This is a genomic window from Pseudomonas sp. TE3728, from assembly GCF_056279145.1.
Window position 1 is genome coordinate 6,466,462 of the sequence record NZ_JBWBQT010000001.1, and the last position, 25,978, is coordinate 6,492,439.

At 60.9% G+C, this 25,978-nt stretch carries 23 protein-coding genes and 2 pseudogenes; 6 read left to right on the forward strand and 19 right to left on the reverse strand.

Annotated features, from left to right (window positions below; all coding sequences use genetic code 11):
• Position 1 precedes the first annotated feature (1 nt).
• Positions 2 to 1,426 (reverse strand): type VI secretion system Vgr family protein, encoded by a 1,425-nt coding sequence (locus ACZ89R_RS28705; protein WP_429547362.1) that lies wholly within the window; start codon positions 1,424 to 1,426, stop codon positions 2 to 4.
• A 231-nt stretch (positions 1,427 to 1,657) separates the two neighbouring features.
• Between ACZ89R_RS28705 and ACZ89R_RS28710 the strand changes: the two genes are divergently transcribed.
• Entirely contained in the window at positions 1,658 to 2,362 is a 705-nt protein-coding gene (locus ACZ89R_RS28710; protein WP_007903391.1) for a YebC/PmpR family DNA-binding transcriptional regulator, read from the forward strand.
• 150 nt (positions 2,363 to 2,512) lie between these two features.
• Here ACZ89R_RS28710 and ACZ89R_RS28715 read toward each other — a convergent pair whose 3' ends face one another.
• The 9 genes and pseudogenes from ACZ89R_RS28715 to ACZ89R_RS28755 all read right to left on the reverse strand — a co-directional run bounded on the left by ACZ89R_RS28715 (position 2,513) and on the right by ACZ89R_RS28755 (position 11,093).
• Positions 2,513 to 3,817, reverse strand: a complete 1,305-nt coding sequence (locus tag ACZ89R_RS28715; protein WP_429547361.1) for a leucine-rich repeat-containing protein kinase family protein — start codon at positions 3,815 to 3,817, stop codon at positions 2,513 to 2,515.
• Between the two features lie 210 nt (positions 3,818 to 4,027).
• A pseudogene (gene zapE, locus ACZ89R_RS28720) lies at positions 4,028 to 4,205 on the reverse strand (AFG1/ZapE family ATPase); the annotation flags it as partial.
• 243 nt (positions 4,206 to 4,448) lie between these two features.
• A complete protein-coding gene (locus ACZ89R_RS28725; protein ID WP_429547360.1) occupies positions 4,449 to 5,495 on the reverse strand; it encodes an ABC transporter substrate-binding protein in 1,047 nt (348 codons plus the stop codon).
• Positions 5,496 to 5,513: 18 nt separating this feature from the next.
• Positions 5,514 to 6,629: an NAD(P)/FAD-dependent oxidoreductase gene (locus ACZ89R_RS28730; RefSeq protein ID WP_429547359.1), complete on the reverse strand. Its 1,116-nt coding sequence runs from the start codon at positions 6,627 to 6,629 to the stop codon at positions 5,514 to 5,516.
• Positions 6,626 to 7,981 (reverse strand): FAD/NAD(P)-dependent oxidoreductase, encoded by a 1,356-nt coding sequence (locus tag ACZ89R_RS28735; RefSeq protein WP_429547358.1) that lies wholly within the window; start codon positions 7,979 to 7,981, stop codon positions 6,626 to 6,628. The genes ACZ89R_RS28730 and ACZ89R_RS28735 overlap by 4 nt, the downstream gene beginning before the upstream one ends.
• A gap of 121 nt (positions 7,982 to 8,102) precedes the next feature.
• Positions 8,103 to 8,393, reverse strand: coding sequence for a (2Fe-2S)-binding protein (locus ACZ89R_RS28740; RefSeq protein WP_429547357.1), 291 nt, complete (start codon positions 8,391 to 8,393; stop codon positions 8,103 to 8,105).
• Between the two features lie 7 nt (positions 8,394 to 8,400).
• Positions 8,401 to 9,195, reverse strand: coding sequence for an ABC transporter permease (locus ACZ89R_RS28745; protein ID WP_007896923.1), 795 nt, complete (start codon positions 9,193 to 9,195; stop codon positions 8,401 to 8,403).
• A gap of 6 nt (positions 9,196 to 9,201) precedes the next feature.
• Positions 9,202 to 10,071 (reverse strand): ABC transporter permease, encoded by an 870-nt coding sequence (locus ACZ89R_RS28750; protein WP_429547356.1) that lies wholly within the window; start codon positions 10,069 to 10,071, stop codon positions 9,202 to 9,204.
• Positions 10,068 to 11,093, reverse strand: coding sequence for an ABC transporter ATP-binding protein (locus ACZ89R_RS28755; protein ID WP_429547355.1), 1,026 nt, complete (start codon positions 11,091 to 11,093; stop codon positions 10,068 to 10,070). Before ACZ89R_RS28755 ends, ACZ89R_RS28750 begins: the two co-directional genes overlap by 4 nt.
• A 244-nt stretch (positions 11,094 to 11,337) precedes the next feature.
• Between ACZ89R_RS28755 and ACZ89R_RS28760 the strand changes: the two genes are divergently transcribed.
• Positions 11,338 to 12,174: an IclR family transcriptional regulator gene (locus ACZ89R_RS28760; RefSeq protein WP_429542897.1), complete on the forward strand. Its 837-nt coding sequence runs from the start codon at positions 11,338 to 11,340 to the stop codon at positions 12,172 to 12,174.
• A 132-nt stretch (positions 12,175 to 12,306) separates the two neighbouring features.
• Here ACZ89R_RS28760 and ACZ89R_RS28765 read toward each other — a convergent pair whose 3' ends face one another.
• Together ACZ89R_RS28765 and ACZ89R_RS28770 are read right to left on the reverse strand one after the other, a co-directional pair.
• Entirely contained in the window at positions 12,307 to 13,059 is a 753-nt protein-coding gene (locus ACZ89R_RS28765; protein ID WP_429547354.1) for an anti-sigma factor family protein, read from the reverse strand.
• Complete coding sequence (locus tag ACZ89R_RS28770) at positions 13,056 to 13,562, reverse strand: RNA polymerase sigma factor (RefSeq protein WP_429547937.1); 507 nt, start codon at positions 13,560 to 13,562, stop codon at positions 13,056 to 13,058. Before ACZ89R_RS28770 ends, ACZ89R_RS28765 begins: the two co-directional genes overlap by 4 nt.
• A gap of 164 nt (positions 13,563 to 13,726) precedes the next feature.
• Here ACZ89R_RS28770 and ACZ89R_RS28775 point away from each other — a divergent pair, with 164 nt between their 5' ends.
• Both ACZ89R_RS28775 and ACZ89R_RS28780 read left to right on the forward strand, forming a co-directional pair.
• On the forward strand, positions 13,727 to 14,824 hold the full coding sequence (locus ACZ89R_RS28775; protein ID WP_429547353.1) for a catalase family peroxidase: 1,098 nt from the start codon (positions 13,727 to 13,729) through the stop codon (positions 14,822 to 14,824).
• On the forward strand, positions 14,821 to 15,366 hold the full coding sequence (locus ACZ89R_RS28780) for a cytochrome b (RefSeq protein WP_429547352.1): 546 nt from the start codon (positions 14,821 to 14,823) through the stop codon (positions 15,364 to 15,366). The genes ACZ89R_RS28775 and ACZ89R_RS28780 overlap by 4 nt, the downstream gene beginning before the upstream one ends.
• A gap of 140 nt (positions 15,367 to 15,506) precedes the next feature.
• On the opposite strand, the gene ACZ89R_RS28785 is transcribed toward ACZ89R_RS28780, so the two are convergent.
• Positions 15,507 to 16,706 (reverse strand): MFS transporter, encoded by a 1,200-nt coding sequence (locus ACZ89R_RS28785; RefSeq protein ID WP_429547351.1) that lies wholly within the window; start codon positions 16,704 to 16,706, stop codon positions 15,507 to 15,509.
• A gap of 97 nt (positions 16,707 to 16,803) precedes the next feature.
• On the opposite strand from ACZ89R_RS28785, the gene ACZ89R_RS28790 reads away from it, so the two are divergent.
• Positions 16,804 to 17,250 carry a winged helix-turn-helix transcriptional regulator gene (locus ACZ89R_RS28790; RefSeq protein ID WP_429547350.1) on the forward strand — a complete coding sequence of 149 codons (447 nt, stop codon included), beginning with the start codon at positions 16,804 to 16,806 and terminating at the stop codon, positions 17,248 to 17,250.
• A 98-nt stretch (positions 17,251 to 17,348) separates the two neighbouring features.
• On the opposite strand, the gene ACZ89R_RS28795 is transcribed toward ACZ89R_RS28790, so the two are convergent.
• Both ACZ89R_RS28795 and ACZ89R_RS28800 read right to left on the reverse strand, forming a co-directional pair.
• On the reverse strand, positions 17,349 to 18,500 hold the full coding sequence (locus ACZ89R_RS28795) for a M14 family metallopeptidase (RefSeq protein WP_429547349.1): 1,152 nt from the start codon (positions 18,498 to 18,500) through the stop codon (positions 17,349 to 17,351).
• A 481-nt stretch (positions 18,501 to 18,981) separates the two neighbouring features.
• On the reverse strand, positions 18,982 to 19,323 hold the full coding sequence (locus tag ACZ89R_RS28800; protein WP_123496598.1) for a DUF6124 family protein: 342 nt from the start codon (positions 19,321 to 19,323) through the stop codon (positions 18,982 to 18,984).
• Between the two features lie 129 nt (positions 19,324 to 19,452).
• Between ACZ89R_RS28800 and ACZ89R_RS28805 the strand changes: the two genes are divergently transcribed.
• Positions 19,453 to 20,118, forward strand: coding sequence for a LexA family protein (locus tag ACZ89R_RS28805; RefSeq protein WP_123496600.1), 666 nt, complete (start codon positions 19,453 to 19,455; stop codon positions 20,116 to 20,118).
• Positions 20,119 to 20,157: 39 nt separating this feature from the next.
• Here the strand turns inward: ACZ89R_RS28805 and ACZ89R_RS28810 are convergent, their stop codons facing one another.
• From ACZ89R_RS28810 to ACZ89R_RS28825, 4 genes and pseudogenes are all read right to left on the reverse strand, one after another.
• Positions 20,158 to 22,113 carry an acetyl/propionyl/methylcrotonyl-CoA carboxylase subunit alpha gene (locus ACZ89R_RS28810; RefSeq protein WP_429547348.1) on the reverse strand — a complete coding sequence of 652 codons (1,956 nt, stop codon included), beginning with the start codon at positions 22,111 to 22,113 and terminating at the stop codon, positions 20,158 to 20,160.
• Positions 22,113 to 22,928 (reverse strand): gamma-carboxygeranoyl-CoA hydratase, encoded by an 816-nt coding sequence (locus tag ACZ89R_RS28815; RefSeq protein WP_123496604.1) that lies wholly within the window; start codon positions 22,926 to 22,928, stop codon positions 22,113 to 22,115. The genes ACZ89R_RS28810 and ACZ89R_RS28815 overlap by 1 nt, the downstream gene beginning before the upstream one ends.
• 13 nt (positions 22,929 to 22,941) lie before the next feature.
• Complete coding sequence (locus tag ACZ89R_RS28820; RefSeq protein ID WP_429547347.1) at positions 22,942 to 24,549, reverse strand: carboxyl transferase domain-containing protein; 1,608 nt, start codon at positions 24,547 to 24,549, stop codon at positions 22,942 to 22,944.
• Positions 24,550 to 24,561: 12 nt separating this feature from the next.
• A pseudogene (locus ACZ89R_RS28825) lies at positions 24,562 to 25,726 on the reverse strand (isovaleryl-CoA dehydrogenase).
• Positions 25,727 to 25,978 lie beyond the last annotated feature (252 nt).

Below are 25,978 nucleotides of genomic sequence, written 5' to 3' on the forward strand. Positions count from 1 at the left end.
CTCAAGGGACGAGATCCGAGCGGTTGACCAGCCAATCGAGTAGCAGACGGCCATCGCGGCGTGGCTCGGAAGCAGGCCGGGAAGGCTTTGGATGGCCCATGCCGGCACACAGCACTGGCCGGTCCGGATCGCTGTCGAGAAAACTGATCAGCACGTCGGTGCCGGCCGTGGGCAGCCTGGCCGGATCGATCCGACCGTCCGGCGCCGCGAGGGCGATCGGTAGCCAGAGACCGACGGATTCATCCGCCTCGAACGCCGGCGTCGGCCATAACCTGACCTGTATCCGGCCTTGATCATCGAGTGCCGCCGGTTGCCCGGCGGGGCCGAGTACCCGGGCGATCTGATAGCCCGGGATGCTCGGCTTGATCTGTTTAAGCGCCGGCCTGAAGACCGTTGACCAGGGAATGGCCGTGAACTGATTGCTATAGCGCCGGGCACTGCCGGGCTGATCCTCGGCGAGAATCGAGGGTTGCTGCCCCTGGTGCCGGATATCGGTGAGCAGCCACTGATCGTTGAAACTCGAGAGCGGATGCTGCGCCACTTGCAGGATCCGTCCACTGCGCAGTTCGCTCTGGTTGCTTTGGCCGTGGATCTGCCGTTGCGGGCAACGCAGGCGTTCCAGCCGTCGGCGGCTGAGCTGGTCGTGATGAAGCTGTGCAGGTGCAGGGCGTGCCGTGACCGGGCCCGTTCTGGCGAGCATATGATTAGCCGCTCCATCGCCGACCACCGGCGCGCCGCGGTTTCTGGCTTCCCATCGTGCCGGGGCGGGGACCGGCTCATGGCGCTGGAACAGTTCGCTGATGACCGGCAAGACGGAGTCGTTGAATGCTTCGTCCTGGAACGGCATCAGCAGTGGCTCCTGGGGGAAACTCAAGCTGTCATCGGCCAGCACCAGCACGTGTCCATCGGGCTGATGTTCGAAGTGATAGTGGATGCCCTCTTCCTCACACAGCCGCTGCAGGAAGGCCAGATCGCTCTCATCGTATTGAATGCAAAAAGGCCGGGGCGGGTAGCCGCCGTTTGCCAATTCGAAACGGTAACTGTGCTCGGGCAATTGATGCTCCTCCAGCAACTGGCGCACGATCGCGGGCACGCTGAGACGATGAAACACCCGACGTACACTGTGTCGATCCAAGTGTTGCAGATGGGGCGTCAGCACCAGGGAATAGCCGACCCGGTGCGGGCCGCGATGTTCGCGACTGATGCTGTGGATCACGCCGTGAATGCCCTGGTCATCCGCCAGCCGCAAAAACGCCGGTTGTTGCAGCCATTGGTCGAGGTGCATCGCCGGTGCGAGGCCGATCACGTCGATGTCGAATCGATAGGGCTGGTTGAGACCTTCACGGCCGCTGAACTGCAACACCTGCAGACTCAAACCGCCGTCGAGCAGTGTCAGGGTAAAGGGGCTTTCCTTGTCGTTGTGCATCGAACGCGCTTCTGCCAGGGAGGATGGGCGCAGAGGGTACGAAACCACAGCCCTGAAGCGTCACCGCAAATCGACTTTTCAGAATCGCCCTACAAACACTGATGAAGATGTCGATTCGTCACGGGGTGAAGATCTTGGAATTTTTGGTCGATTGGCGTCTTTAGGCCGTATAAACTTGCGCAACGCGTCGGCCAATAGATGTCTCGGCGCCACAGATCAAGAGAGTGAGTAATGGGCGCACAGTGGAAGGTTAAACACAAAGAAGCGGCAGCCAACGCCAAAGGCAAGATCTTCGGCAAACTGGTGAAAGAAATCACCATCGCTGCCCGCAACGGTGCCGATACCACCACCAACGCACACCTGCGTCTGGTGGTCGAACAGGCGAAAAAAGCCTCGATGCCCCGCGAAACCCTGGAACGCGCGATCAAGAAAGGCTCCGGCCAGCTCGGCGAAACCGTGCAATACCATCGCGTGACGTATGAAGGGTTCGCACCGCATCAGGTGCCGCTGATCGTTGAATGCGTGACTGACAACATCAACCGCACCGTCGCTGAAATCCGCGTCGCGTTCCGTAAGGGGCAGTTGGGCGCTTCCGGTTCGGTGGCCTGGGACTTCAACCACGTCGGCATGATCGAGGCGTCCCCGGACAGCCCTGACGCCGACCCGGAAATGGCTGCGATCGAAGCCGGTGCCCAGGATTTCGAGCCAGGTGAAGACGGCGCGACGCTGTTCCTGACCGAACCTGCAGACCTGGATGCGGTACAGAAAGCGCTGCCAGAGCAGGGTTTCACCGTGTTGTCGGCCAAGTTGGGCTACCAGCCGAAGAACCCGGTCAGTGGCCTGAGCGATGAGCAGATGGCAGAAGTCGAAGCGTTCCTCGAAGGCCTCGATAACCACGATGACGTGCAGGACATGTTTGTCGGGTTGGCGGGGTAAGCGGTTCCGACAGTTTGTGGTCTGACTTGTGGCGAGGGCATTGTGGCGAGGGAGCTTGCTCCCGTTCGGTTGCGCAGCAGCCGTCGCTTTTGGGGTCGCTTCGCAACCCAACGGGAGCAAGCTCCCTCGCCACAGGTTTTATATTTGCCGCTAGTTGAACGCAGCCAACTCCCGCACAACCTCGCTGAACCCCGGCCGCGCCAGCACATCCGGCTGACAGCAACGCTGCTGTAGACCCTCTAACGCGATCCGCTGTTCATCACTCAACCCCGAGTCGATGCGCTCCAGCAATTCCCCCAGCAGCACCCCAAACGCCCGCACCTCGATCCGTTGCAGCGCGCGGCTTTCAAGGCTGTCCGAAGTGGCATGGAAAGACGCCGCGCCAAAGTCGCCCAACAGGCAATCACCGTGCTCGTTCCACATGATGTTGTGACCATAGAGGTCGCCGTGGGTGATGCCTTGACGGTGCAAATGTTCAGCCACTGAAGCAATGCCACTGGCGATGCGCAGCGCCACGCCAGCGCTGAACCGGGTGTGGTCGGCGTAGACGTCGCGGGTGCAGGACGCCAGGCTCGGTAGCCCGGCCAGGTTGCGATAACTCGGATCGATCAGTTGCATCACCAGCCCGGCCTGCGCTTGCGGATGGCCGACGATTCGCCCTTCGACCCGGATCAGATTGGGGTGGATGCCGGCGGTGATGCAGGCGTTCATTTCGTGCAACGGCGAGCCATCGCTGGTCATTTCTCCTTTGTAGAGCTTTACCGCGACCTGTTTCGTCTGTTCCCACAACGCCTGATGGATAACCCCCGACGCGCCTTCGCCGAGTTTTTTCTCCAGGTTCAGTTGGGACCAGGGAATGCTCGCCGTGGCTTCAAGCGCAGCCGCGTCGGCTTCGGTTTCCAGCGGGTTACCGGCGTACGCCAGCCAGGTCAGGCTCGGCAGGGTCAGCAGCCACTCGGGAAGCTCGGTGAGCTGATTGGCGGCGATGCGGATCAGCTCGAGTCGATGGCAATGAATCAGGCTTTCGGGGAGACGCTGTAACCGGTTGCCGGCGAGCATGAGCTTTTGCAGATGCGGGCATTCACCCAGTTCGGTCGGCAGTTCCGTGAGGCGGTTGTCAGTCAGGATCAGCCAGCGCAACAGCGGCGGCAGGGCGGCGCCCGGCACGTTTTCGATGGCGTTGGCCTTGAAGCCGATCATCGTCAGCGCGGTGCACTGGCCAAGGCAAGCGGGCAGTTCGGTGAACTGATTGTCCGAGCAGAACAGCACGCGTAAACGGGTCAGGCGATGCAGGTCGTCCGGCAGGCTGCACAAGGCGTTGCCGCTGAGGTTGAGCACTTCCAGCGAGTCCGCCAGGTCGAAGATTTCCCGGGGGAACTCGGTCAGGCCGCAGGACAGATCCAGACGGGTGATGCCCGACAGTTGGCCGGCGCGCAGTAGGGCGAGGGTATCCATGGGCAGGTTCGCTATTGATCAGGAGGAGGGCGTGGGGGCCTGGAAATGGGCGACATGATAGCGGGAAAGTTGTGGTGGCTGTCAGGGCCTCTTCGCGAGCAAGCCCGCTCCCACAGTGAATCGGTTTTGCTCACACATTATGTGTACGACACAAGCTCAATGTGGGGCTTGCTCGCGAAGAGGCCTGCAGCCCAAGCCCAATCTCTTGGGTCAAGCCAGATCCCTGACCTCCACCAACTGCCCCAACCGACTGCGCGTACGCGCCAGATCGATAGCATCGCCACTCAGGCTTTCGCGCAATGACTGGTGACCGAGCAGAATCAGGTGCTTGTCCTGGTCGTACAAGACGTCGATCAGGGTTGATGAAGCGCTGCTGGGCGGCAATTGAAGTCTTGGGGCGGCTCACCCTGCGCCGCGGCGGCGTAGTTTAACCAAATGGGGAATAACCCGACCACTTTGGCAATTAAGAGGTGCCGCAAAAGATCGCAGCCTGCGGCAGCTCCTACAAGGATCGATGCTCACCGAAATATCGCGGATGAACACCACCCCCTGTAGGAGCTGCCGCAGGCTGCGATCTTTTGATCTTTTGATCTTTTGATCTTTTGATCTTTTGATCTTTTGATCTTCGAGGTTAGCGCTCGATACTGCGATTCCACCGGGCATTCCACGCCGGGCGCTGTTCGTTGACCTGATCCCAGTCGATGGCGATCGCGGTCGTCAGATACTGCTTCATCGCCTCGACCTGACCGCGGGTCTTGTCGGTGGTTGGCGTATTCGGGTTGGACGGAATCTGATCGCCGTCTTCAAGCGCGGCGGCTTGCGCTTCGGGCGTCAGCAGGAAAGCGGCGAGTTTCTGCGCCAGTTCCGGTTGGGTGTTGTTGGCGATGGCGCATTCGGCGACGTTGAGCACCACGGAGCCTTCCTTGGGCTGTGCATATTCCACCGGCATGCCCTTGAGTTTCAGCGCGGTGACCTGGGTCGGCGTCAGCGGGAACAGCGCCGCTTCGTCGGTCTGGAGCATTTCGGAGATCTTCGCTGAACTCGGAATGTACTCCAGCACGTTGCGCCCGACGGTGTTCGGCCACGCCTTGAACCCCGGTTCGACGTCGGTTTCGCTGCCGCCCTGAATCCGGTTGAACATCAGAAAACCGTGCAGGCCGAAGGTCGAAGACGCCATCGACTGAAACACCAGTTTGTCCTTGAAACGCGGGTCGGCCATGTCCATCCATGAGGTCGGCGCGCTCCAGCCTTTTTCCTTGAACAGCCGCGTGTTGTACGCCAGCCCGGTGACCCCAAGGCTGACCGCCACCGCTTGATCCTTGATGCGACCCTTGGCCGGAATCTGCGCCAGGGGCGGGCTGTCTTCGAGTTTGTCGCACAAGCCCATGGCAATGGCGCGGTACATGATGCCGTCGTCGAGGAACATCACGTGCATCTGCGGGTTGCCTTTGCTGGCCTGGACCTTGGCCAGAATATCGGCGGAAGTTCCCGGCACGATCACCACTTTGACGTTGTTGGCTTTCTCGAAAGCCGGCAGCACCTTGTCAGCATAGAGCCGCTCCATGGTTCCGCCGTTCATGCCCAGGTAAAGCGTCGGTTCGGCGTGGGCCTGAGCGACCGTGAGCAGAGCGCTCATGCAGGACAAACCGAGCAGTGCAGTGCGTTTGAGGTTATTCATTGGCGCGACCTTCCTCTATCAAGCAACGGAGATGGAGTGAAACCGGGTGATGGAAAACGCATCCAGCGACGTCTTTGACGCGCCGCTACAGATGATCTCGGTGAGCGCCTGGCCCACCGCGGGCCCGATCTGAAAGCCTGCGCCGGCAAAGCCGAACGCGTGCAACAGACCGGGTTGGGTGCTGCTGTGGCCGATCACCGGTTGGCGATCGGGCAAATAACCTTCGGTGCCGCTCCAGGTGCGAATCGCCTGGGCACCTTCGAGAAACGGGTAGAGTTCGACGGCCTGGCGCAAGATCTCGATGACGGCGTTCTGACCAGGCCGGGCGCGGGCGTCATCAAGGGCAAAGCCCTGGCCGCCGCCCAACACACAATTGCCGCGAGCGACCTGACGGGCATAGATGCCGCCGCCCTCGACGCCGGTGCTGGCATTCATCACCAGCGGCAACGGTTCGGTGACCAGCATCGCCGGGTGACCGGCATGCATTGGCACCGCTTCGCCGAATTGCGCGGCGAGGTTTCCGGCCCAGGCACCGGCGCAATTCAGCAGCCAGGGGGCGTGCAGCTCGAGGCCGGATTGAGTGCTGACGTGAAAGCGCTGACCGTCATGTTCCACCGCCGTCACTGCGCATTGTTCATGGATTTGCGCACCGTGCCGACGCGCCGCCTGCGCGAAGGCCGGAGACACCAGTCGCGGGTTGGCGTGGCCGTCGTCCGGGCACAACGAGGCACCGACCGCGACCTCGCCGACCCACGGAAACCGTGCGCGCAACTGATTGCGGTCGAGTACCTGCAAATCGAGGCCGAACCCCTGGCTGCTGGCGGCGTAATCCTGCAAGGCGTGCAGGTCGTTGAGGCTGCGGGCGAGCTTCAGGTGACCGCTGCGCTGATACTCGCCGTTGATGCCGATCAACTGCGGCAGTTGCCCCCAGATCTCGTGAGCCCGTTGCGACAGCGGCAATTGCGACAGCGGCCGGCCCTGACGACGCACGCCGCCGTAGTTCACACCGCTGGAGTGCGAACCGCAAAAGTCCCGCTCCAGCAATGCGACGCGACGGCCGGCCTTGCTCAAGAACAGGGCGGCGGAGGAGCCGACAATGCCGCCGCCAATGATGATTGCATCGACCTCGATCATGGCTCGACCTCCAGACCGAATGGCAGGGGTTTGATCGGCGCCTGAGCCCGCAACCGGCCGATGTCGGACAGGTTGCGCTGGCTTTCGCAGGCGATGATTTCCGCTGCGGCGGCGCCACACATCCGTCCTTGGCAGCGACCCATGCCGACCCGGCAATGGGCCTTGACCCGATTGATCTCCCAATGGCCGTCGCGCACCACCTGGCGGATGTCGCCGGCGCGCACTTCTTCGCAGCGGCAGATCATCAGGTCATCCGCGGCGTCGGCGGCCCAGCCTTCGGGAAAGACAAAGGCGCGCTCCAGGCCTTGGCGGAATCTGCCAATAGTGTTCAGCGATTGTTCCAGCTGGGTGGCACGGTGCGGCGGGATCAGGTAACCGATGTCTTCAAGCAGCGCCAGGGCTGCCCGTTCACCGGCCATTTCCGCGGCGTCGGCGCCCATGATGCCGGCGCCGTCACCGGCCAGGTACACCTCGGCGACACTGCTGCGACCGGCGCTGTCGCGCTGCGGCAGCCAGGCGCGGTTGAGTGGGTTCCAGGTGAATTCGCAGCCCAGCAGGTCGGCAAGTTGGGTTTCACTGCGCAGGCCGTGGGCGAAGGCTACGGCGTCGCATTCGATTCGATGTTCACTTGCTGCGTTATGCCAATTCAGCGATTGCACGCGGTGTTCGCCATCGATGCGTTTCAAGGTAGCGCCCTGGTGCACCGGGATGCCATGGGCGGTCAGCCAGGTGCGGTAATAAATGCCTTTGGCCAACGTGGTCGGTTGCGCCAGCAGACCGGGCAGGGCGCGGGCCTGAGCGCTGAAGGGCGAGCTGTCGAGCACGGCGATCACGTTGGCGCCGGCCTTGGCATATTGGTACGCCACCAGATACAGCAACGGCCCGCTGCCGGCGAACACTACCCGTTCACCGATGGCACAGCCTTGAAACTTCAAGGCAATCTGCGCCGCACCGAGGCTGTATGCCCCCGGCAACGTCCAGCCTGGCACCGGCAGAATCCGGTCGGTGGCGCCCGTGGCAACTATCACCCGGGAGAATTCCAGCCGTGCGGCGCGGCCCTCATGCAAGGTGTCGAGCGCCCCAGCTTCGGCGTTCCACACCAGCGTGTCAGGACGGTAATCGAGTTGCTCGCGCAGTGCATCGATTGTCTGGTGCAGCGCGTTGGCCTTGTGTGCTTCGAAGCCATACAGCTTGACCGCCGAACGCTTGAAATTCGCCGGCTGACGCCGATAAATCTGCCCGCCACTGCGCGCGGCTTCGTCCAGCAGCACGGGGTGCACGCCGTGGGCAACGAGGGTTTGCGCCGCACGGATTCCGGCGGGGCCGGCGCCGATGATGACTACCGACTTCATTCAAACCCCACGACATTAAAGATCAAAAGATCGCAGGCTTCGCCAGCTCCTACAGGGGATCGCGTACGGCGTGGGAGCTGACGAAGGCTGCGATCTTTTGGGGACGCTGAATAAATCGATGTCATATGCAACGCCCCGGTTCGCGGTTGATGTGGTGACCGGCTTCGAGCAGCGTCGAGCAAGCTCGCACCCGGCGGCCATCGCCCAGGCGTACCCAGCAGTCCTGGCAGGCGCCCATCAGGCAGAAACCGGCGCGGGGTTCGGCGCTGAAGTCGCTGCCGCGCAGGTGTTCGCTGCAGGTCAGCACGGCGGTCAGCAGGGTGTCGCCGAGCAAGCCACGGGCAGGCTTGCCGTCGAGGATAAAGTCCAGGGCCGGGCGGTCGCCTTCGGCCAGTCGTTTCAGCAGAGCCATGGCGACCTCATTGTTTACCCACCAGCACCCGATCCAGGCCATAGACCCGATCGAGCAGAATCATCGTCAACGCCGTCAGCGCAATCACCAGGGCCGACACCGCCGCCATCATCGGATCGATGGATTCGGTGGCGTACACGTACATGCGCACCGGCAGCGTTTGCGTGGCTGGCGAGGTGACGAAGATCGACAACGTGACCTCATCGAAACTGTTGATGAACGCCAGCAGCCAGCCACCGGCGACCCCCGGCAAAATCATCGGCAAGGTGATTTGCCGGAACAACGTGAAGCGTCCGGCACCGAGGGATTGCGCGGCATGCTCGGCGCTGCGGTCCAGGCCAATGGCCGAGGCCAACACCAGTCGCAGCACGTACGGCGTGATCACCAGCACATGGGCGAAGATCAGCCAGGCGAAGCTGCCGTTGACACCCATCAGCGCAAACAAGCGCAGCAACGCGACGCCCAGTACCAGGTGCGGAATGATGATCGGCGACAGGAACAGCCCGTTGAAAAAGTCCCGGCCGGGGAACTCGAATCGAGTGATCGCCAAAGCTGCCGGCACCGCGATCAGCGTCGCCAGCGTGGCGGCGCAGAACGCCAGGATCAGGCTGTTGTAGAACGCATCGACAAAGTCTGCGCGCTCGAACACTGCACGGAACCAGCGCAGGGAAAACTCTGTGGTCGGCAAGCTCAGGGTGTTTTCCGGGGTGAAGGCGACGAGGCACACCACCACCAGCGGCGCGAGCATGAACAGCACCACAAGGGTATGGAACAGCAGGGCGAAAGGACCGTTTCTGGACATGACGAGTTATCCCAATGACTTCTTGTAGCGGCCTTCGATCATCCGGTTCCACGACAGCATGATCAGCAGGTTGAGCAACAGCAGCGCGACGGCGATGGCCGCGCCCATCGGCCAGTTGAGCTCCGACAGGTACTGGTCGTAGATCAGTGTGGCGACCATCTTTATCCGGCGTCCGCCGAGCAGTCCGGGAATGGCAAATGAACTGGCCGCGAGGCCGAACACGATCAAGGTGCCGGAGAGCACGCCGGGCATGATTTGCGGCAACACCACTTTGCGCATCACCGTGAGGTGGCTGGCGCCCAGTGACAGCGCGGCCTGTTCGGCGGCCGGGTCGAGTTTCTGCAGCGAGGTCCAGACCGGAATGATCATGAATGGCAGCATCACGTGGACCAGGGCGATCACCACGGCGAATGGCGTGTAAAGCAGTTTCATCGGCGAGCCACCGAAGGCTTGCAGGGTCTGGTTGACCAGGCCGTCGGCACCGAGCAACAGGCTCCAACCGAAGGCGCGCACCACCACCGAAATCAGCAACGGCGTGAGGATCAGAATCAGGAAGATCGAGCGCCACGGCGCGCCCATGCGGCTGAGGATGTAGGCCTCGGGCACGCCGATCACCACGCAGAGCAGGGTGGTCAGGGCACTGATCCAGAACGTCCTCAGAAAGATCTCGTAGAAGTACGGATCGCCCAGCAGGCTGCTGTAGTGATCGAGGGTGTAGGCGTCGCTGTTGATCCCCGAGCTGTAGTCGAAAACGTTGAACGACAGCACCAGCGTCAGCAGCAACGGGATCACCAGCAGACCGAAGTACAACGCCAGGGCCGGTGCGGATAACCAATAACCCTGACGTCCCTGGCGGATGACGACAAGCGTACTCATGCCGACACCTCGTCGACACTCAGCACCCGCAGCAATGTTGCATCCCAATCGAGGCCGACCGCCGTGCCTTCGATCAAGGGGGCTGAACCGTCGTTGCGGCGCACCACGCTAAGTTCGCCCAACGATGTCGATACGCTGTACAGCCATTGGCTTCCGAGGAAGAAGCGGCTGACGATCCTGCCTTGCAAACGACCATGGCCAACATCACGCAGATCGATTTTTTCCGGGCGCAGGCTCAGGGTCAGTTCGCCGTCGCCACGATTGCAGACCTGCACGACACCAGTGCTGTCCCGCTCACCGGGTAGCAGATTGGCCTTGCCGACGAAGCCGGAAATGAACTCGGTGCGCGGGTGTTCGTAGAGGGTGTAGGGCGCGTCAATCTGAGTGATGCGCCCGGCCTGCATCACCACCACCCGGTCGCTGATCGACAGCGCTTCGGACTGGTCATGGGTGACCATCAGCGTGGTGATGCCGACTTCACGCTGGATGCGGCGGATTTCGAACTGCATCTCCTCGCGCAGATTGGCGTCGAGGTTGGACAGCGGTTCGTCGAGCAGCAGCACCGGCGGCTCGATCACCAACGCCCGGGCCAGCGCAACACGTTGGCGCTGACCACCTGACAATTCCCGTGGATAACGCTCGGCGTGCAGGTGTAACCGCACCAGCTTCAGCACCCGATCCACCCGTTGCTGCAACTCGCCGTTGGGCACTTTACGCATGCGCAGGCCGAAGGCGACGTTGTCTTGCACGGTCATGTGCGGGAACAGCGCGTAACTCTGGAACACCACGCCCAGACCACGACTGGCGGGTTTGGCGTGGGTGATGTCGCGACCATCCAGCACAATGCGCCCGCTGCTGACTTCGACGAAGCCGGCAATCATTTGCAGGGTGGTGGTTTTGCCGCAGCCGGAGGGGCCGAGCAAGGAGACGAACTCGCCTTTTTCCACGGACAGGTTGGTGGCGACGACCGCGTCGATTTCGCCGTAACGTTTGCCGAGGTTTTCAAGTTGCACGAAGGCCATGACTGCGCTCCACCTGAGATTGTTATGCGTCGCCAAAGGCGCGCTTTTTTGTATGGGCAGATACGAAAAGGATGTTGCCGGGGTGCGTTGGCGCTCGACTTCTGTCGGCTGCCGCTGTTGTTCGAATCGCCCCTGATGGACGCAGAGTAGGACGAAGAATAGGATGGGCTCAATGGCCTATTTCACTGAAGCGATGACTATTTTCAGTTTCATTCAGTGAGTAAATTTATTGTCGAGAAATCACATGCCTGATTCCATTGAGCGGAATGAAAATAAAAATGAAGTCGGTGTTGGTGCGGTCTCAAGACTGTTTGCAGTGCTGCGCAGTCTGGGGGATACCATCGAGGGTGGAGAGCGCGTAACGCAACTGGCGCAACGCATCGGTTTGTCGCAACCGACCACCCACCGCTTGCTGCGTAGCCTGATGGACGAGGGCATGGTCGAGCAGGACGTGCGCAGCAAACGCTATCGCCTGAGCCTGGAGTTTTTTGCATTGGCGGCCCGCGCCGGCAACACCGGCAACTTGCGCGAACTGGCGCGGCCGGCATTGCTGCGGCTGTCGGCGTCGTTGGGGGACTCGTTGTTTTTGCTGGCGCGCAGCGGCTTTGATGCGATCTGCCTGGACCGCAGTGAAGGGCCGTTTCCGATCCGCACGTTTACCGGTGACATCGGCGGGCGGGTGGCGCTCGGCGTAGGGCAAGGAAGTCTGGCGATTCTGGCGTTTCTGCCGGAAGAGGAGCGCGACACGGTGATTCATTACAACTTGCCGCGGCTCAAGGATTTTCACCTGTATGACGAGGTGTTCCTGCGCTCGGAAGTCGAGAATGTGCGCACCCTCGGCTACGCCGGGCGCAACACCGGCGTATTGCAAGGCATGGCCGGGGTGGCCGTGCCGATCCTCGACCGCGAAGGCCGGGCGGTGGCGGCGTTGAGTGTGGCCACGGTCAGCGATCGCCTGGGGCCGGATCGCTTGCCGACGGTGGTGGAAATGCTCAAACGCGAAGCCGCGCTGATCGGGCCGCGGATCAATCCGTTTGATCCGCTGTTGCGAAGGCCTTCGCAGGTGTTTGGGCAGGGGTGACCACAATCTCCAAATAATCGCTGACCCAGTGGGAGCGGGCTTGCCCGCGATAGCGGTGGATCAGTCACCATCAGTGTTGGATGTGCTGCCGCAATCGCGGGCAAGCCCGCTCCCACAGGGGAATGGTGGTGATCAGAACTGCGCAGTTTGCTTGAGCATCTGCGCCGCCGGTGTATCACTCGGGCTGACCATCGCATAGTTGTACCCAGCCCCGGACCAATACTCGGCCTGCAACTCACCATCGCTGCGGCTCCCCCGAGGCAGGAGGAAGTTTTTAGGTCCTGGCGGGCGGACGTAGAAGCTGACTTTATGGCCGCTCTGATCCTCATAAACCACCATCGCCGCCGGCCCTTGTTCGGTACTGAGCAGTCGCCCGCTGACGGGTGTGTATCCGGCAGCGGTCAGGTTCGGCAGGCGTTGGGCCTGGCTGAAATATTGATCGAGCCAGCCCTGCATATCGCCGTCATCGCTCACTTTGTAGTCCGCCGGCAGGATGCCTTGCTGGGCAATCAGCCGGTAGGCCTGCATGGCGTCGGTCATTGGTAGCGGGGCGCTGGCCAGGGTCATTTGTCGCGCCTGCCAACCGCCCAATCCGCCGACGCTGACTGCGATCAGCAGCATCGCGGCGTTGGCCAGATGGCGGCGTGACTGGCGTTTGGCTCGCTGGCGAATCATTGCCGGGTCGAGTTGCGGGTTGGCCGGTTGCTGCAAGGCGCCGCTCAGGGCCGCGCGCAACTGTTGGGCATCGTGTTGCCAGGCGCGTACTTGCGCGGCCACTTCGGCGTTGTTGGCCAGATAAGTCTCCACCCGATGTCGGTCGGCATCGCTGAGTTGGTGATCGACGTAGGCGTGCAGGTCACGCTCGCTGGGAGGCATGCTGATCATTTGAGTCTCCGCAGGGAAGGGCGGTTGATTTCGCCGTCGCTGAGCTGGCGAAAGGCCTGGCGTGCGCGGGACAGGCGCGACATCACGGTGCCGGTGGGGACGTCGAGGATCTCGGCGACCGCCTTATAACTCAAGCCTTCCACCGACACCCAGAGCAGCAGTGCGCGCTGTTCGGTGCTGAGCTGATCGAAGGCTTGCAGGGTCGATTGGGCGATCACGGTGCGCTCTGCCGAAGGCTGCGCATCGTCACGGCCGGTAAAGAATTCGAGCATGCGCGCATAACGCCGGGAGCGGCGATGGGCGTCGAGAAACTGCCGATAAAGAATCGAAAACAGCCAGGCACGCAAGTCGCCCTCGGGACGTTTGTCGCCCCAACTCGACAGCGCGCGCTCAAGGCAGGCCTGCACCAGATCATCGGCGCTGCTGGGGTTGCGCGTCAGCGATACGGCGAAACGCCGCAGCCTGGGAATGACTTCCCTGAGTTGTTCGTCGATATCGTTCATGAAGTTCTGACCAGTCACTACGCTATGGTGAGTGTTCAGGAAGACGCCCGGCATTCGAGGTTATTCCACGCCTGGAAAAATAAACACCGGGCGATGGAATAAACCTTGGCGCGGTTCGTCTGCCTGATTCTTCTCACTTGTGGCCGATGGCCCTGGAGTCATTCATGGTAGATCGCTCATCACCGCCAACGGGGCCTGACCACCGGCCACCGCTGAGTGCCGCGAGCCTGACGTTGCGCCTGACCGGCATTGCCGCAGTGGTCGCGGCACTGGCCGGGGCTTTTGCCTACGTCAACGGCACACTCGACCCACAGCGCCTGACGCCGAAAGCCTTGGTCAATGTGCTGGAGAAAAACAACGGCGTACACCCGGGATTCCGTCGTAACCACGCCAAAGGCGTGTGCGTGATCGGGCATTTCGAGAGCAGCAGCCAAGCGCGCGAGTATTCCAGCGCCCAAGTGTTCAGCGAAGCGCGGACCCCGGTGGTCGGGCGTTTCGCGCTGCCTGCCGGTAACCCTTACGCGCCGGACAACAGCGTGCCGATCCGTAGTCTGGCGTTGCGTTTTACTCAGGCTAACGGCCAGCAGTGGCGCACCGGGATGAATAGCATGCCGGTGTTCCCGGTGGGCACGCCCGAGGCGTTCTATCAGTTGCAACAAGCACAGTCACCGGATCCGTCTACCGGCAAACCAAACCCGGCGGCTGTTCCAGCGTTTTTCGGTTCTCACCCGGAAGCCGCGCCGTTTCTGGCCTGGATCAAAACCGCCAAACCGTCGGCCAGTTACGCGACGGAAACCTATAACAGCGTCAACGCGTTTTACCTGGTGAACGCGGCCGGGCAACGGCAGGCGGTGCGTTGGAGCATGACGCCGGTTGCTCAGGACGCGGCAGGTGCGACGGCTCCCGAGGGCGGTGATTTCCTAGAGAAAGATCTGGTGCAGCGCTTGTCCGCCGGCCCGCTGCGTTGGCAGTTGAACATCACCCTGGCGAACCCTGGGGACCCGGTCAACGACGCGAGCAAAGTGTGGCCCGACGGCCGAAAAGTGCTGAACGCCGGCACGCTGGTGCTCGAAAGCACCCAGCCGCAACTCAATGGCGAATGCCGTGACATCAACTACGACCCACTGGTATTGCCCAGCGGTATCGAAGGCTCCGACGACCCGCTGCTTGCTGCTCGCTCAGCGGGTTACGCCCGCTCCTACCTGCGCCGCACCAGCGAAGTGAAGCAGTTGCCCAACGCCAAACAGGAGTCTCAACAATGAGCGCTCAACCGAACCATTTCGCGCCATTGGCGCGGCTGCTGCACTGGCTGATGGCGCTGATGATCCTCTCGATGCTGTTTATCGGCGCGGGCATGGCGGCCTCGGTGTCCGAACGCCATCAGTGGCTGATCCATCTGCACAAACCTTTGGGCCTTGCGATTCTGTTGCTGGTGATCGTGCGCCTGGCCGTGCGTTTTTCGACCCGCCAACCACCGCTGCCGGCGGACCTGCCGGGTTGGCAAGTGGTCGCGGCCAAGGCCTCGCATGCCTTGCTGTACGCCTTGATGCTGATTTTGCCGCTGCTGGGCTGGGCGATGATTTCGGCGGCTGGCGATCCAGTGATGCTCAGTAGTTCGTTGCAGTTGCCGTCGATTCTGCCAGCGAATGCGCAGGTGTTTGCGTTCCTGCGCAAGGCGCACGGGTATCTGGCGTATCTGCTGTTTCTGACTGTGCTGCTGCATTTAGCGGCGGCGTTGTTTCATGGTTGGGTGCGCCGCGACGATGTGCTGAACAGTATGCTGCGGGGGAAAGATCGCGGGTGATCCCAACAGCTACAGCCAAATTCTGCGGATGTACACGGTCAATGTAGGAGCTGCCGCAGGCTGCGATCTTTTCTTTTGATCTTAAGAATCGAAGGTGTCCCCAAGATCAAAAGATCGCAGCCTGCGGCAGCTCCTACGCGTCAGCGTGAAGTTGCTTCCACAGGTTGGTTCTTCGTGGCCAACGTCATGCACCAATAAATCAACGCCACGGCATTGATCCCCGCACCCAGCCAACACACCCCGATCCATCCCGCCCAAGCGTACATCGCCGTGGAACCGATAGAACCCAAGGCGCTGCCGATCGAATAGAACAGCATGTAGCCGGCGGTGAGTCGGCTTTGCGCTTCGGGGCGCACGCTGTAGATCATGCTCTGGCTGGTGACATGAACGGCTTGCAAACCCAGATCCAGCGTAATCACCCCGAGCAGCAGCGCCCATAGCGAGGATTGGGTGAGTGCGATGGGCAGCCATGAGGCGAGCATCAGCAGCAACGACAGTCCACTGGTCCATTGGCCCAAACCGCGGTCGGCCAGATGCCCGGCACGGGCAGCGGCTAGCGCGCCGGCGGCTCCGGCCAGGCCGAACAGTCCGATTTCGGTGTGGGAAAGTGAAAGCGGCGGGGCACTCAGCGGCAGCACCAAGGGTGTCCACAACACCATGGCGCTGGCGAAGGTCAGCAGGGCAAGCATGGCTCGTTGACGCAATACCGGTTCTTCCTTGAATAACGTGAACACCGAGCCGATCAACGCAGCGTAAGCGCTATCCGGTCGCGCATCTTCGTGCTTGGGCAGCACACGAAACAACAGCAGCGCCATCACCAGGGTCAACCCGGCGGACAACAGATAAATCGAACGCCAACCGGCCAGATCGGCCATGCCGCCCGCCACCGTTCGTGCCAACAGAATGCCGACGACAATGCCGCTGGTAATCACGCCCACCACACGTCCACGTTGCGCCGGGATAGCCAGGGTCGCGGCGTAGGCCACCAGAACTTGCGTTACGACTGCCAGTAACCCGGTCAGCGCCATGCCGAGCAATAGCCAGATGCTATTCGAGGCAAACGTAATCATCAATAAAGCCAGCGCCGACAGCAGGGTTTGCACGACGATCAGCCGGCGGCGGTTGAGCAGATCCCCTAGCGGAACCAGCAGCAACAGACCCACGCCATAACCGATCTGGGTAAGGGTGACGACGATACCGATGGTAGCCCGGTCTATGGCGAAGGCTTCGGCCATGGCATCGAGCAGCGGTTGTGCGTAATACACATTACCGACGGCCAGGCCGCAGGCAACGGCAAACAGCAGCACCACTGCGCCGCTTAACGGGTGGTCAGGTTTCATCACGGGTTTCCTTTTGTGGTTTCAAAATAAAACCAGTTGTACGGTAGGGAGTCTGGTTTTATATTGCAACCACATTTGTTTGCCGGCGGACGCGGTCATGGTTAAACGTACAAGCATGGAAGGCGCCGAATGCCCGGTCGCCCGTTCACTGGACGCGATTGGTGATTGGTGGTCGTTATTGATCGTGCGCGATGCGTTCGATGGCTTGCGGCGATTCGGTGAGTTCCAGCGCAATCTGGGCATGGCCAAAAACATCCTCTCGGCACGCCTGCGTACGTTGGTGGCTCACGGGATTTTCGATCTGGTGCCAGCGTCGGACGGCAGCGCGTATCAGGAATACGTGCTGACGGAGAAGGGCAACGGCCTGTTCCCGTTGATCATCGGATTGCGGCAGTGGGGCGAGGCGTTTTTCTTTGAGGCGGGGGAGACGCATTCGCGGGTTGTCGATCGTGAGAACGGTCGACCGGTGCGGCCGCTGGAATTGCGTGCCGAGGATGGGCGTTTGTTGGGACCGGAGGATTGTGTGCGGATTGTGGCTGAGTAAAAGATCAAAAGAATAAAGATCGCAGCCTTCGCCAGCTCCAGGCGTACACAAAACCCTGTAGGAGCTGGCGAAGCCTGCGATCTTTTGATCTTAAATAATCAGCGCAGGGTATCGACCATGTCGGCGATGGTCGTCAGCACGTCCTTGCCCAATTGCTTGGAGCGTTTGCCGGACCAGCCGGTCAGCGGGTTCGGTGCGTCATTGTGGTCTTTGAAGGGCATTTCCAGGGTCAGCGACAGGCAGTCGAACTTCTGACCGACGCTGTTGCAGGCCAGGGTCATGTTGGCTTTGCCAGGCTCGTCGCGGGTGTAGCCGTACTTGGTCTGGAAGTCTTTGGTCTGATGTTTCAGATGACTGCGGAAATGCTCTTCGAGTTTTTCGATCCGCGGCGTATAGCCCGGGTTGCCTTCGCAACCGGCGGTGAACACGTGGGGGATTTCTTCATCGCCATGGATGTCGAGGAACAGGTCGACGCCATACTTTTCCATCTGTTGCTGAACGAACAGCACTTCCGGGCAGACTTCCTGGCTGGCGCTCTGCCAGGCGCGGTTCAGGTCCTGGCCCATGGCGTTCGTGCGCAAATGACCGTGGAAAGCGCCGTCCGGGTTCATGTTCGGCACCAGGTACAGGTCGGCGCTGGCCAGGAGTTTTTTCAGCACCGGGTCGTCGTGTTTTTCCAGACGCTCGATCACGCCTTCCATGAACCATTCGGCCATGTGTTCGCCCGGGTGTTGCTGGGCGATGATCCAGACCTTGCGCTGACCTTCGGCACCCGTCCCTTTGCGCAACAACTGGATGTCGCGACCTTCAACGCTTTTGCCGGTGGCCAGCAGTTCAGTGCCCGCTTTGGTCAATGCCTGTTCGATCAGCCAGTCATGACGGCCCCGGCTGTAAGGTTCGAAGTAGGCGAACCAGGCATGGGTGGCAGTGGCTTCCAGGCTGAAACGCAGGCAGTCGCCTTCAAAGATGGTCGGCACCCGGAACCAGTTGACGTGGTCATAGGACGCTACCGCCTGATAGCCATCCCAGGCTTTGTTGTACGAGGATTTGCTGGCGTTGTTCAGGCGAAACCAATGCTCCTGTCCGACGTGCAGACCGCTGGCCTTGAAGTGGAACCACTGGAAATGCTGGCTGCGAGTGTCTGGCTTGATCGCCAGCAGTGCTTGCAAAGGATTGCTGATGTCCAGCACTTCGATGTTGCCACTGTCGAAGTTCGCGTTGATGTCGAAAGAAGATCTAGCCACGGCCATAATCAATTCCTGAGTATGTTTTTTATGGCTGCTACTTTACACGCAAGGGAGGGAAAAACCGGGGGAAATTGCGAGGGTGAAAAGGGGGGGCGTCCTCCTTGACGCCGATGCAGCTTAGAGACTGTGCAAGTGATTCTCAAGTGCTATTTTGCGTTAGTTTGGCCCAATGCTACCGGGCCTCTCTTGCCAACAGATATTCTTTTGATATCATCCGCGCCAATCGAATTTTGCAGCACCCACAGACTTCATTAGCCTGAAGCCAAAGCCAGAATAACTGGCAAAAAAAGACCCGGCAAAAAGCCGGGTCAAAAACCGTGATTAGCCTGATGAGGAGATAGTCCAGGAGACCGACCTAAGGTCCCTGGTCCATCGACTGATCTCGCGACCAGATGCATGCAATAATAATCATTATCATTTGCAAGTCAAATGTTTTATCTGCGTGATTGGAAAATTCTTTCCTTTCTACTCCTGCGTATTCGCCTCAGCCCTGCTGTGCCCCTTCCAGGGATCGATCGACCATCGCCTTGGCCATGTCGATCATGTGCACCGTCGAAAACGCCAGATCCCGGCTTGCGCCCTGCAGCTGGTTGGCTGATTCGTGCGCGGTGGCGGCGGCACATCGCAACAGATCCGAAGCATGGACCAATGCCTCTTCGCTGCTGATGTTACGGTTCACATCGAAGAAACGTTCTTCGCCGGCCTGTTCTGACACAGCTGGTTTCAAGTAATAGTCCAGTGCCCGCTGCGCGGCAGCCGAGCCTTTTGGCGAGTTGAGTGTGGTGTCGAATTGCATGTCGGGCAGGGTAATGCTGGGGATGGTCATGACGATGGCAAGCTCCGTGAGAGATTCAAATCCGTGAGCCCAGCTTAGTACGTACTGTATTTGTGTCTTGAATTTAAATACTACAATTTGTGTTTTGTTGGTCGGAGTACCCCACGTATCGTGCCGCACATGGATAAATGGATTGAATTGGTCAAGGCCAAAATGAGTGAACTCAAAGTCACTCAAGAAATACTCGCCGAGCGCATCGGAATGTCCCAGGGCGGCGTCGGCCATTGGCTGAATAAACGTCGTCAGCCCCGCATCCAAGAGATGAACCGTGTCTTGAAGGCGCTGGGGATGGACTATCTGGAAGTCGCGATGGTGATCAGGGAACCGCAGATCTCACAGGATGAGGAGATCTCTCTGACGCAAAAGTACAACCCGTACTTTCGCTACCCGGTCAGTGACTGGCGGGAAACCGGAGAGGTGCGCGATGGAGAACTATCGGCTTACGGTGCCTCATCGACTGTCAGCAAGCCGCGCTTCGAGTTGTCCGATTACCATGCCCAGGGCGCAGCGTTCTGGCTGGTGGTGGTTGGCGATGCGATGACCGCACCCACGGGGGTGAGCATTGCCGCGGACATGTTGATTCTGGTGGACCCGGCCATCGTGCCCGAGCCTGGCAAACTGGTGATCGCCCAATGGCCCGGCAGCGCCGAGGCGGTTTTTCGCAAGCTGATCGAAGAGGGTGGGCAGCGTTACCTGGTCCCGCTCAATCCGACCTATCCGAAAGCCCTTTTCACCGAGGAATGCCGAATTATCGGCGTAGTGGTTCAGGCGACTGCCAAATTCTAATCAGATCGGTCCTCGCAACGCGTAGGACCGATCTTCATTTTACGCGTGTTCCAACTCCACCAACGCACTGCCTTCGCTGACCATCTCGCCTTCCTGGCAATACAACGCCCTGATAATTCCAGCGTGTGGCGCGCGAATGCTGTGCTCCATTTTCATCGCTTCCAGCACCACCAATTGCGCCCCGGCTTCGACCGTTTGCCCAGCCTCCACCAGCACTCGCACGATGCTGCCGTTCATAGGCGCGGTGAGTCCGCCCTGATGGCTGTGACTGGCTTCGACGGCACTGATCGGGTCATACGACTCGATGCGGCGCAGCTCACCGTCCCATTGCAGATACAGCGTATCGCCCCGGCGGATTGCCCGGTGCTGGCGACGCAAACCGTTGTGTTCGGTCAGCAGGTATTCACCCTTGAGCTGCGCGGTATGAGCGTCGGCATCACCCAAAGTCAACGCCCGGTCTTGCTCTTCGCAACTCAAATGCAGGGTGATTTCTGTTGGCAGTCCGGCGCGGAATCCGTTGCCGATACCCCAAGGCGAACTCAGGTCATCAGTGCGGGTCGTGCTCGGCTGGCTCTGGGCAAATGCCTGCGCGGCCGCTTGCCAGAATTCATCGCTGAGGTCTGAAGGTGCTGGCAGCAGTTGTTCCTGATAACGCGGAATAAACCCGGTATCCAGCTCCGCTGCGGCAAATGCAGGGTGGCCGATGATTCGGCGCAGGAAGTTGATGTTGGTTTTCAGCCCGCCGATGGCAAACTCATCAAGCATGCTCAGCAAACGCAGCCGCGCCTGCTCACGGTCTTCGCCCCAGGCAATCAGCTTGCCGAGCATCGGGTCGTAGAAGGGCGAAATCTCGTCGCCTTCTTCGACACCACTGTCGACGCGACGCCCCGGTCCTGCGGCGGATTCACGATACAACGCCAGACGCCCGGTCGCCGGTAGAAAATCGTTGCCCGGGTCTTCGGCGTACAGCCGCACTTCAATCGCATGGCCGATCAGCGGCACCTGGTCTTGAGTCATCGGCAGCGCTTCACCGCGGGCCACGCGAATTTGCCAGGCCACCAGATCGAGGCCGGTGATCGCTTCGGTGACCGGGTGTTCAACTTGCAGGCGCGTGTTCATCTCCATGAAGAAGAACTCACCGCGCGCATCCAGCAAAAACTCCACGGTGCCGGCGCCGACGTAACCGATGGCCTGTGCCGAGCGCACAGCGGCTTCGCCCATGGCGCGACGCAGTTCCGGGCTCAGACCCGGAGCCGGGGCTTCCTCGACGACTTTCTGATGCCGACGCTGGATCGAGCAATCACGTTCATTGAGGTACAAGCAGTTGCCATGCTGGTCGGCGAATACCTGGATTTCCACGTGGCGTGGCTTGAGCAGGTACTTCTCCACCAACATCCGCGAGTCGCCGAACGAGGACAGCGCTTCACGTTGCGCCGAGGCCAGGGCTTCGGCCAGTTGGCTGACGTCCTCGACCACTTTCATGCCTTTGCCGCCGCCGCCCGCCGTGGCCTTGAGCAGCACCGGATAACCGATGCGTGCGCAGGCGTCGCGGAAGGTTTCGAGGTCCTGGGCTTCACCGTGATAGCCGGGCACCAGTGGCACGCCTGCAGTTTCCATCAGGGCTTTGGCCGCGGACTTGCTGCCCATGGCGTCGATGGCCGAGGCGGGCGGGCCGAGAAAAATCAGACCGGCCGCTTCGATTGCGCGGGCGAACCCGGCGTTCTCCGAGAGAAAACCATAACCGGGATGAATCGCCTGAGCGCCGCTGGCTTTCGCGGCGGCGATCAGTTTATCGATTTGCAGGTAACTGTCGGCGGCTTTGCTGCCGCCCAGGTCAACGCGGATATCGGCTTCGCGGCTGTGCCGGGCATCCCGGTCGGTGGCGCTGTGCACGGCCACGGTGGTCAGGCCCAGGGCTTTGGCGGTGCGCATCACCCGGCAAGCGATTTCGCCGCGGTTGGCCACCAGCAAGGTGGTGAGAACAGGTGCGCTCATCAACGCGGCTCCTTGAGGGTGGTTTCGGCTTGCCAGGTTGGCGAGCGTTTTTGCAGGAAGGCGCGCAGGCCTTCCTGGCCTTCGGGACTGACGCGGATTCGGGCGATGGCGTTTTCGGTGTAGCGTCGCAGCGCCGGAGTCAGCGCGCCATGGCCGACTTCACGCAGCAAGTCCTTGCTGGCGCGCATGGCCGCCGGACTGTTGAGCAGCAGGTTGTCGATCCACTGATCGACTTTCTGCTCCAGCTCAGCCATTGGGTAGCTTTCCGACAACAAGCCGATTTCCCGAGCCCGTTGCCCGCCGAAACGTTCTGCGGTCAAGGCATAGCGGCGTGCCGCGCGCTCGCCGATGGCTTGCACCACGAACGGGCTGATGACCGCCGGCGCCAGGCCGATGCGCACTTCCGACAGGCAGAACTGTGCGTCATCGGCACCGATGGCCATGTCACAGCAACTGATCAGGCCCAGCGCGCCGCCGAACGCCGCGCCTTGCACCACGGCCAGCGTCGGAACTTTCAGTTTGGCGAGGTTGTACATCAACTCCGCCAGTTCCCGGGCGTCATCCAGGTTGGTGTGGTAATCGAGTTCGGCCGATTGCTGCATCCAGGCCAGATCGGCACCGGCGCTGAAATGCTTGCCGCGTCCGCGGATCAACAGAAAACGCAGGCTGGCATCGCTCGACACTTTGTCCAGCGCGAGGATCAGTTCGCGGATCATTTCGGCGTTGAAGGCGTTGTTTTTTTCTTCACGGCTGAGCCACAAGGTCGCAAAACCCCGCGGATCGGTCAGCAGTTCGAGGGTGTTGAAGTCGCTCATGATTTTCTCCCGATCACATCCGGAACACGCCGAAGCGGCTCGGTTCGATTGGCGCGTTCAGCGACGCCGACAAGGCCAGGGCCAACACGTCGCGGGTCTGCGCCGGGTCGATGACGCCGTCGTCCCACAGCCGGGCGCTGGAGTAGTAGGGGTGACCCTGTTCTTCGTACTGATCGAGGATCGGTTGCTTGATCTCGGCTTCCTGCTCGGCGCTGAAGCGATGACCACTGCGCTCGGCCTGCTCACGCTTGACCTGCACCAGCACGCCTGCCGCCTGTTCGGCTCCCATCACGCCGATCCGTGCGTTCGGCCACATCCACAGGAAGCGTGGATCGTAGGCCCGACCGCACATGCCGTAGTTACCGGCGCCGAAGCTGCCGCCGATGATCACGGTGAATTTCGGCACCTTGGCGCAGGCCACGGCCGTCACCAGTTTCGCGCCGTGCTTGGCGATGCCGCCGGCTTCGTATTTCTGACCGACCATGAAACCGGTGATGTTTTGCAGGAACAGCAACGGGATGCCGCGCTGGCAGGCCAGTTCGATGAAGTGCGCGCCTTTTTGCGCGGCTTCGGCGAACAGGATGCCGTTGTTGGCGAGGATCGCGATCGGGTAACCGTGCAGGTGGGCAAAGCCGCAGACCAACGTAGTGCCGAACAATGCCTTGAACTCATCGAACACCGAGCCATCCACCAGCCGCGCGATCACTTCGCGCACGTCGAACGGTTGCTTGGCGTCCGCCGACACCACGCCGTACAACTCGTCGCTGCTGTACAGCGGCGCGATCGGCGTGCGTTGTTGCAGTTCACCGAGCTTGCGCCAATTGAGGTTGGTGACGCTGCGCCGGGCCAAGGCGAGGGCGTGTTCATCGCTTTCGGCGTAGTGGTCGGCAACCCCGGAAATCTTGCAGTGGACATCGGCCCCGCCGAGGTCTTCGGCGCTGACCACTTCACCCGTCGCGGCTTTCACCAGCGGTGGGCCGGCAAGGAAAATCGTTGCCTGCTGACGAACCATGATCGCCTCGTCGGCCATCGCGGGTACATAAGCGCCACCGGCGGTGCAGGAGCCCATGACCACCGCAATCTGCGGAATGCCCATGGCGCTCATGTTGGCCTGGTTGAAGAAGATCCGCCCGAAGTGTTCGCGGTCCGGAAACACTTCATCCTGACGCGGCAGGTTGGCGCCGCCGGAGTCCACCAGATAGATGCAGGGCAGGCGATTTTGCTGGGCGATGGTTTGCGCGCGCAGGTGTTTTTTCACGGTCAGCGGGTAGTACGAGCCACCTTTCACGGTGGCATCGTTGGCGACGATCATGCATTCGACGCCTTCCACCCGGCCGATTCCGGCAATCACGCCAGCGGCGGGAACGTCTTCGCCATACACCGCGTAGGCCGCCAGTTGGCTTATTTCCAGAAATGGCGAGCCGGGATCGAGCAGGCGATTGATCCGTTCACGGGGCAGCAGTTTGCCCCGCGATGTATGCCGCTCCTGAGCCTTCGGACCGCCACCTTGCTGCACTTGCGCAAGCAGGGTGTGCAGGGCGTCGACCTGCTTGAGCATTGCCGCGCTGTTGGCCGCGAACTCCGCCGAACGGGGGTTGAGCTGGGTATGCAGGATAGCCATGTGCAGCTCCGTTTAGCGGGTTTCGTTGAACAGTTCGCGACCGATGAGCATGCGACGGATCTCACTGGTGCCGGCGCCGATTTCGTACAGCTTGGCGTCACGCAGCAGACGACCGGCGGGGAATTCGTTGATGTAGCCGTTACCGCCGAGAATCTGGATCGCGTCGAGGGCCATTCGGGTCGCGCATTCGGCGCTGTAGAGGATGACTCCGGCGGCGTCCTTGCGGGCCGTTTCGCCGCGTTCGCAGGCTTGGGCCACCGCATAAAGGTAGGCGCGGCTGGCATTGAGTTGGGTGTACATGTCGGCGACTTTGCCCTGGATCAGCTGAAATTCGCCGATGCTCTGGCCGAACTGTTTGCGGTCATGGATGTACGGAACGATCAGGTCCATGCAAGCCTGCATGATCCCGGTTGGACCACCCGAGAGCACCACGCGCTCGTAGTCGAGGCCGCTCATCAACACTTTCACTGCCGCCGTTGAGCACGCCGAGGATGTTTTCTTCCGGCACTTCGACGTCATCGAAAAACAGCTCACAGGTGTTCGAACCGCGCATGCCGAGCTTGTCGAATTTGTTGCTGCGGCTGAAGCCTTTGGAATCACGTTCAACGATGAACGCAGTGATGCCATGCGGGCCTTTTTCCAGGTCGGTCTTGGCGTAGATCACGTAGGTGTTGGCGTCAGGGCCGTTGGTGATCCAGGTTTTGCTGCCGTTGAGTACGTAGTGGTCGCCACGTTTATCGGCGCGCAGTTTCATCGACACCACGTCGGAACCGGCATTTGGTTCGCTCATGGCCAGGGCACCGATGTGCTCGCCGCTGATCAGCTTCGGCAGGTATTTGCTTTTCTGTTCGTGAGTGCCGTTGCGGTTGATCTGGTTGACGCAGAGGTTGGAGTGGGCGCCGTAGGACAGGGCGACCGAGGCCGAACCACGGCTGATTTCTTCCATGGCGACGACGTGCGCCAGGTAACCCAGGCCCGCACCGCCGTACTCTTCCGGCACGGTGATACCCAGCAGGCCCATGTCGCCGAATTTGCGCCACAGGTCGGCGGGGAACAGGTTGTCGATGTCGATCTGAGCGGCGCGCGGGGCGATCTCTTTAGCGACGAAGGACTGAACCTGATCGCGCAGCATGTCGATGGTTTCACCGAGGGCAAAGTTCAGGGATGGGTAGCTCATGGGGCACCTTTTGGCTTTTTTGTAGGGTGGGGAGGGCAGTGATTCGGCTCTCACCTTTACGTTAACGTAAGCCTGTGACGAATGGCTGTCAATGACCCTTTACGTTAACGTCAACTTGAGCGAGAGTAGAGTCAGTTCTGAAAGACCAGCGTCGCACTCAGTGGCGAGGGAGCTTGCTCCCGTTCGAGCGCGAAGCGGTCGCAAAGTCAGCATCCGAGGTGTGTCAGGCATCCCCCGATAGCTGATTTCACG

Bases quoted from the DNA above. Each gene is read 5' to 3' on its own strand.
- ACZ89R_RS28705 (WP_429547362.1), bottom strand. From the start codon at position 1,426: ATGCACAACGACAAGGAAAGCCCCTTTACCCTGACACTGCTCGACGGC.
- ACZ89R_RS28710 (WP_007903391.1), top strand. From the start codon at position 1,658: ATGGGCGCACAGTGGAAGGTTAAACACAAAGAAGCGGCAGCCAACGCC.
- ACZ89R_RS28715 (WP_429547361.1), bottom strand. From the start codon at position 3,817: ATGGATACCCTCGCCCTACTGCGCGCCGGCCAACTGTCGGGCATCACC.
- ACZ89R_RS28725 (WP_429547360.1), bottom strand. From the start codon at position 5,495: ATGAATAACCTCAAACGCACTGCACTGCTCGGTTTGTCCTGCATGAGC.
- ACZ89R_RS28730 (WP_429547359.1), bottom strand. From the start codon at position 6,629: ATGATCGAGGTCGATGCAATCATCATTGGCGGCGGCATTGTCGGCTCC.
- ACZ89R_RS28735 (WP_429547358.1), bottom strand. From the start codon at position 7,981: ATGAAGTCGGTAGTCATCATCGGCGCCGGCCCCGCCGGAATCCGTGCG.
- ACZ89R_RS28740 (WP_429547357.1), bottom strand. From the start codon at position 8,393: ATGGCTCTGCTGAAACGACTGGCCGAAGGCGACCGCCCGGCCCTGGAC.
- ACZ89R_RS28745 (WP_007896923.1), bottom strand. From the start codon at position 9,195: ATGTCCAGAAACGGTCCTTTCGCCCTGCTGTTCCATACCCTTGTGGTG.
- ACZ89R_RS28750 (WP_429547356.1), bottom strand. From the start codon at position 10,071: ATGAGTACGCTTGTCGTCATCCGCCAGGGACGTCAGGGTTATTGGTTA.
- ACZ89R_RS28755 (WP_429547355.1), bottom strand. From the start codon at position 11,093: ATGGCCTTCGTGCAACTTGAAAACCTCGGCAAACGTTACGGCGAAATC.
- ACZ89R_RS28760 (WP_429542897.1), top strand. From the start codon at position 11,338: ATGCCTGATTCCATTGAGCGGAATGAAAATAAAAATGAAGTCGGTGTT.
- ACZ89R_RS28765 (WP_429547354.1), bottom strand. From the start codon at position 13,059: ATGATCAGCATGCCTCCCAGCGAGCGTGACCTGCACGCCTACGTCGAT.
- ACZ89R_RS28770 (WP_429547937.1), bottom strand. From the start codon at position 13,562: ATGAACGATATCGACGAACAACTCAGGGAAGTCATTCCCAGGCTGCGG.
- ACZ89R_RS28775 (WP_429547353.1), top strand. From the start codon at position 13,727: ATGGTAGATCGCTCATCACCGCCAACGGGGCCTGACCACCGGCCACCG.
- ACZ89R_RS28780 (WP_429547352.1), top strand. From the start codon at position 14,821: ATGAGCGCTCAACCGAACCATTTCGCGCCATTGGCGCGGCTGCTGCAC.
- ACZ89R_RS28785 (WP_429547351.1), bottom strand. From the start codon at position 16,706: ATGAAACCTGACCACCCGTTAAGCGGCGCAGTGGTGCTGCTGTTTGCC.
- ACZ89R_RS28790 (WP_429547350.1), top strand. From the start codon at position 16,804: ATGGTTAAACGTACAAGCATGGAAGGCGCCGAATGCCCGGTCGCCCGT.
- ACZ89R_RS28795 (WP_429547349.1), bottom strand. From the start codon at position 18,500: ATGGCCGTGGCTAGATCTTCTTTCGACATCAACGCGAACTTCGACAGT.
- ACZ89R_RS28800 (WP_123496598.1), bottom strand. From the start codon at position 19,323: ATGACCATCCCCAGCATTACCCTGCCCGACATGCAATTCGACACCACA.
- ACZ89R_RS28805 (WP_123496600.1), top strand. From the start codon at position 19,453: ATGGATAAATGGATTGAATTGGTCAAGGCCAAAATGAGTGAACTCAAA.
- ACZ89R_RS28810 (WP_429547348.1), bottom strand. From the start codon at position 22,113: ATGAGCGCACCTGTTCTCACCACCTTGCTGGTGGCCAACCGCGGCGAA.
- ACZ89R_RS28815 (WP_123496604.1), bottom strand. From the start codon at position 22,928: ATGAGCGACTTCAACACCCTCGAACTGCTGACCGATCCGCGGGGTTTT.
- ACZ89R_RS28820 (WP_429547347.1), bottom strand. From the start codon at position 24,549: ATGGCTATCCTGCATACCCAGCTCAACCCCCGTTCGGCGGAGTTCGCG.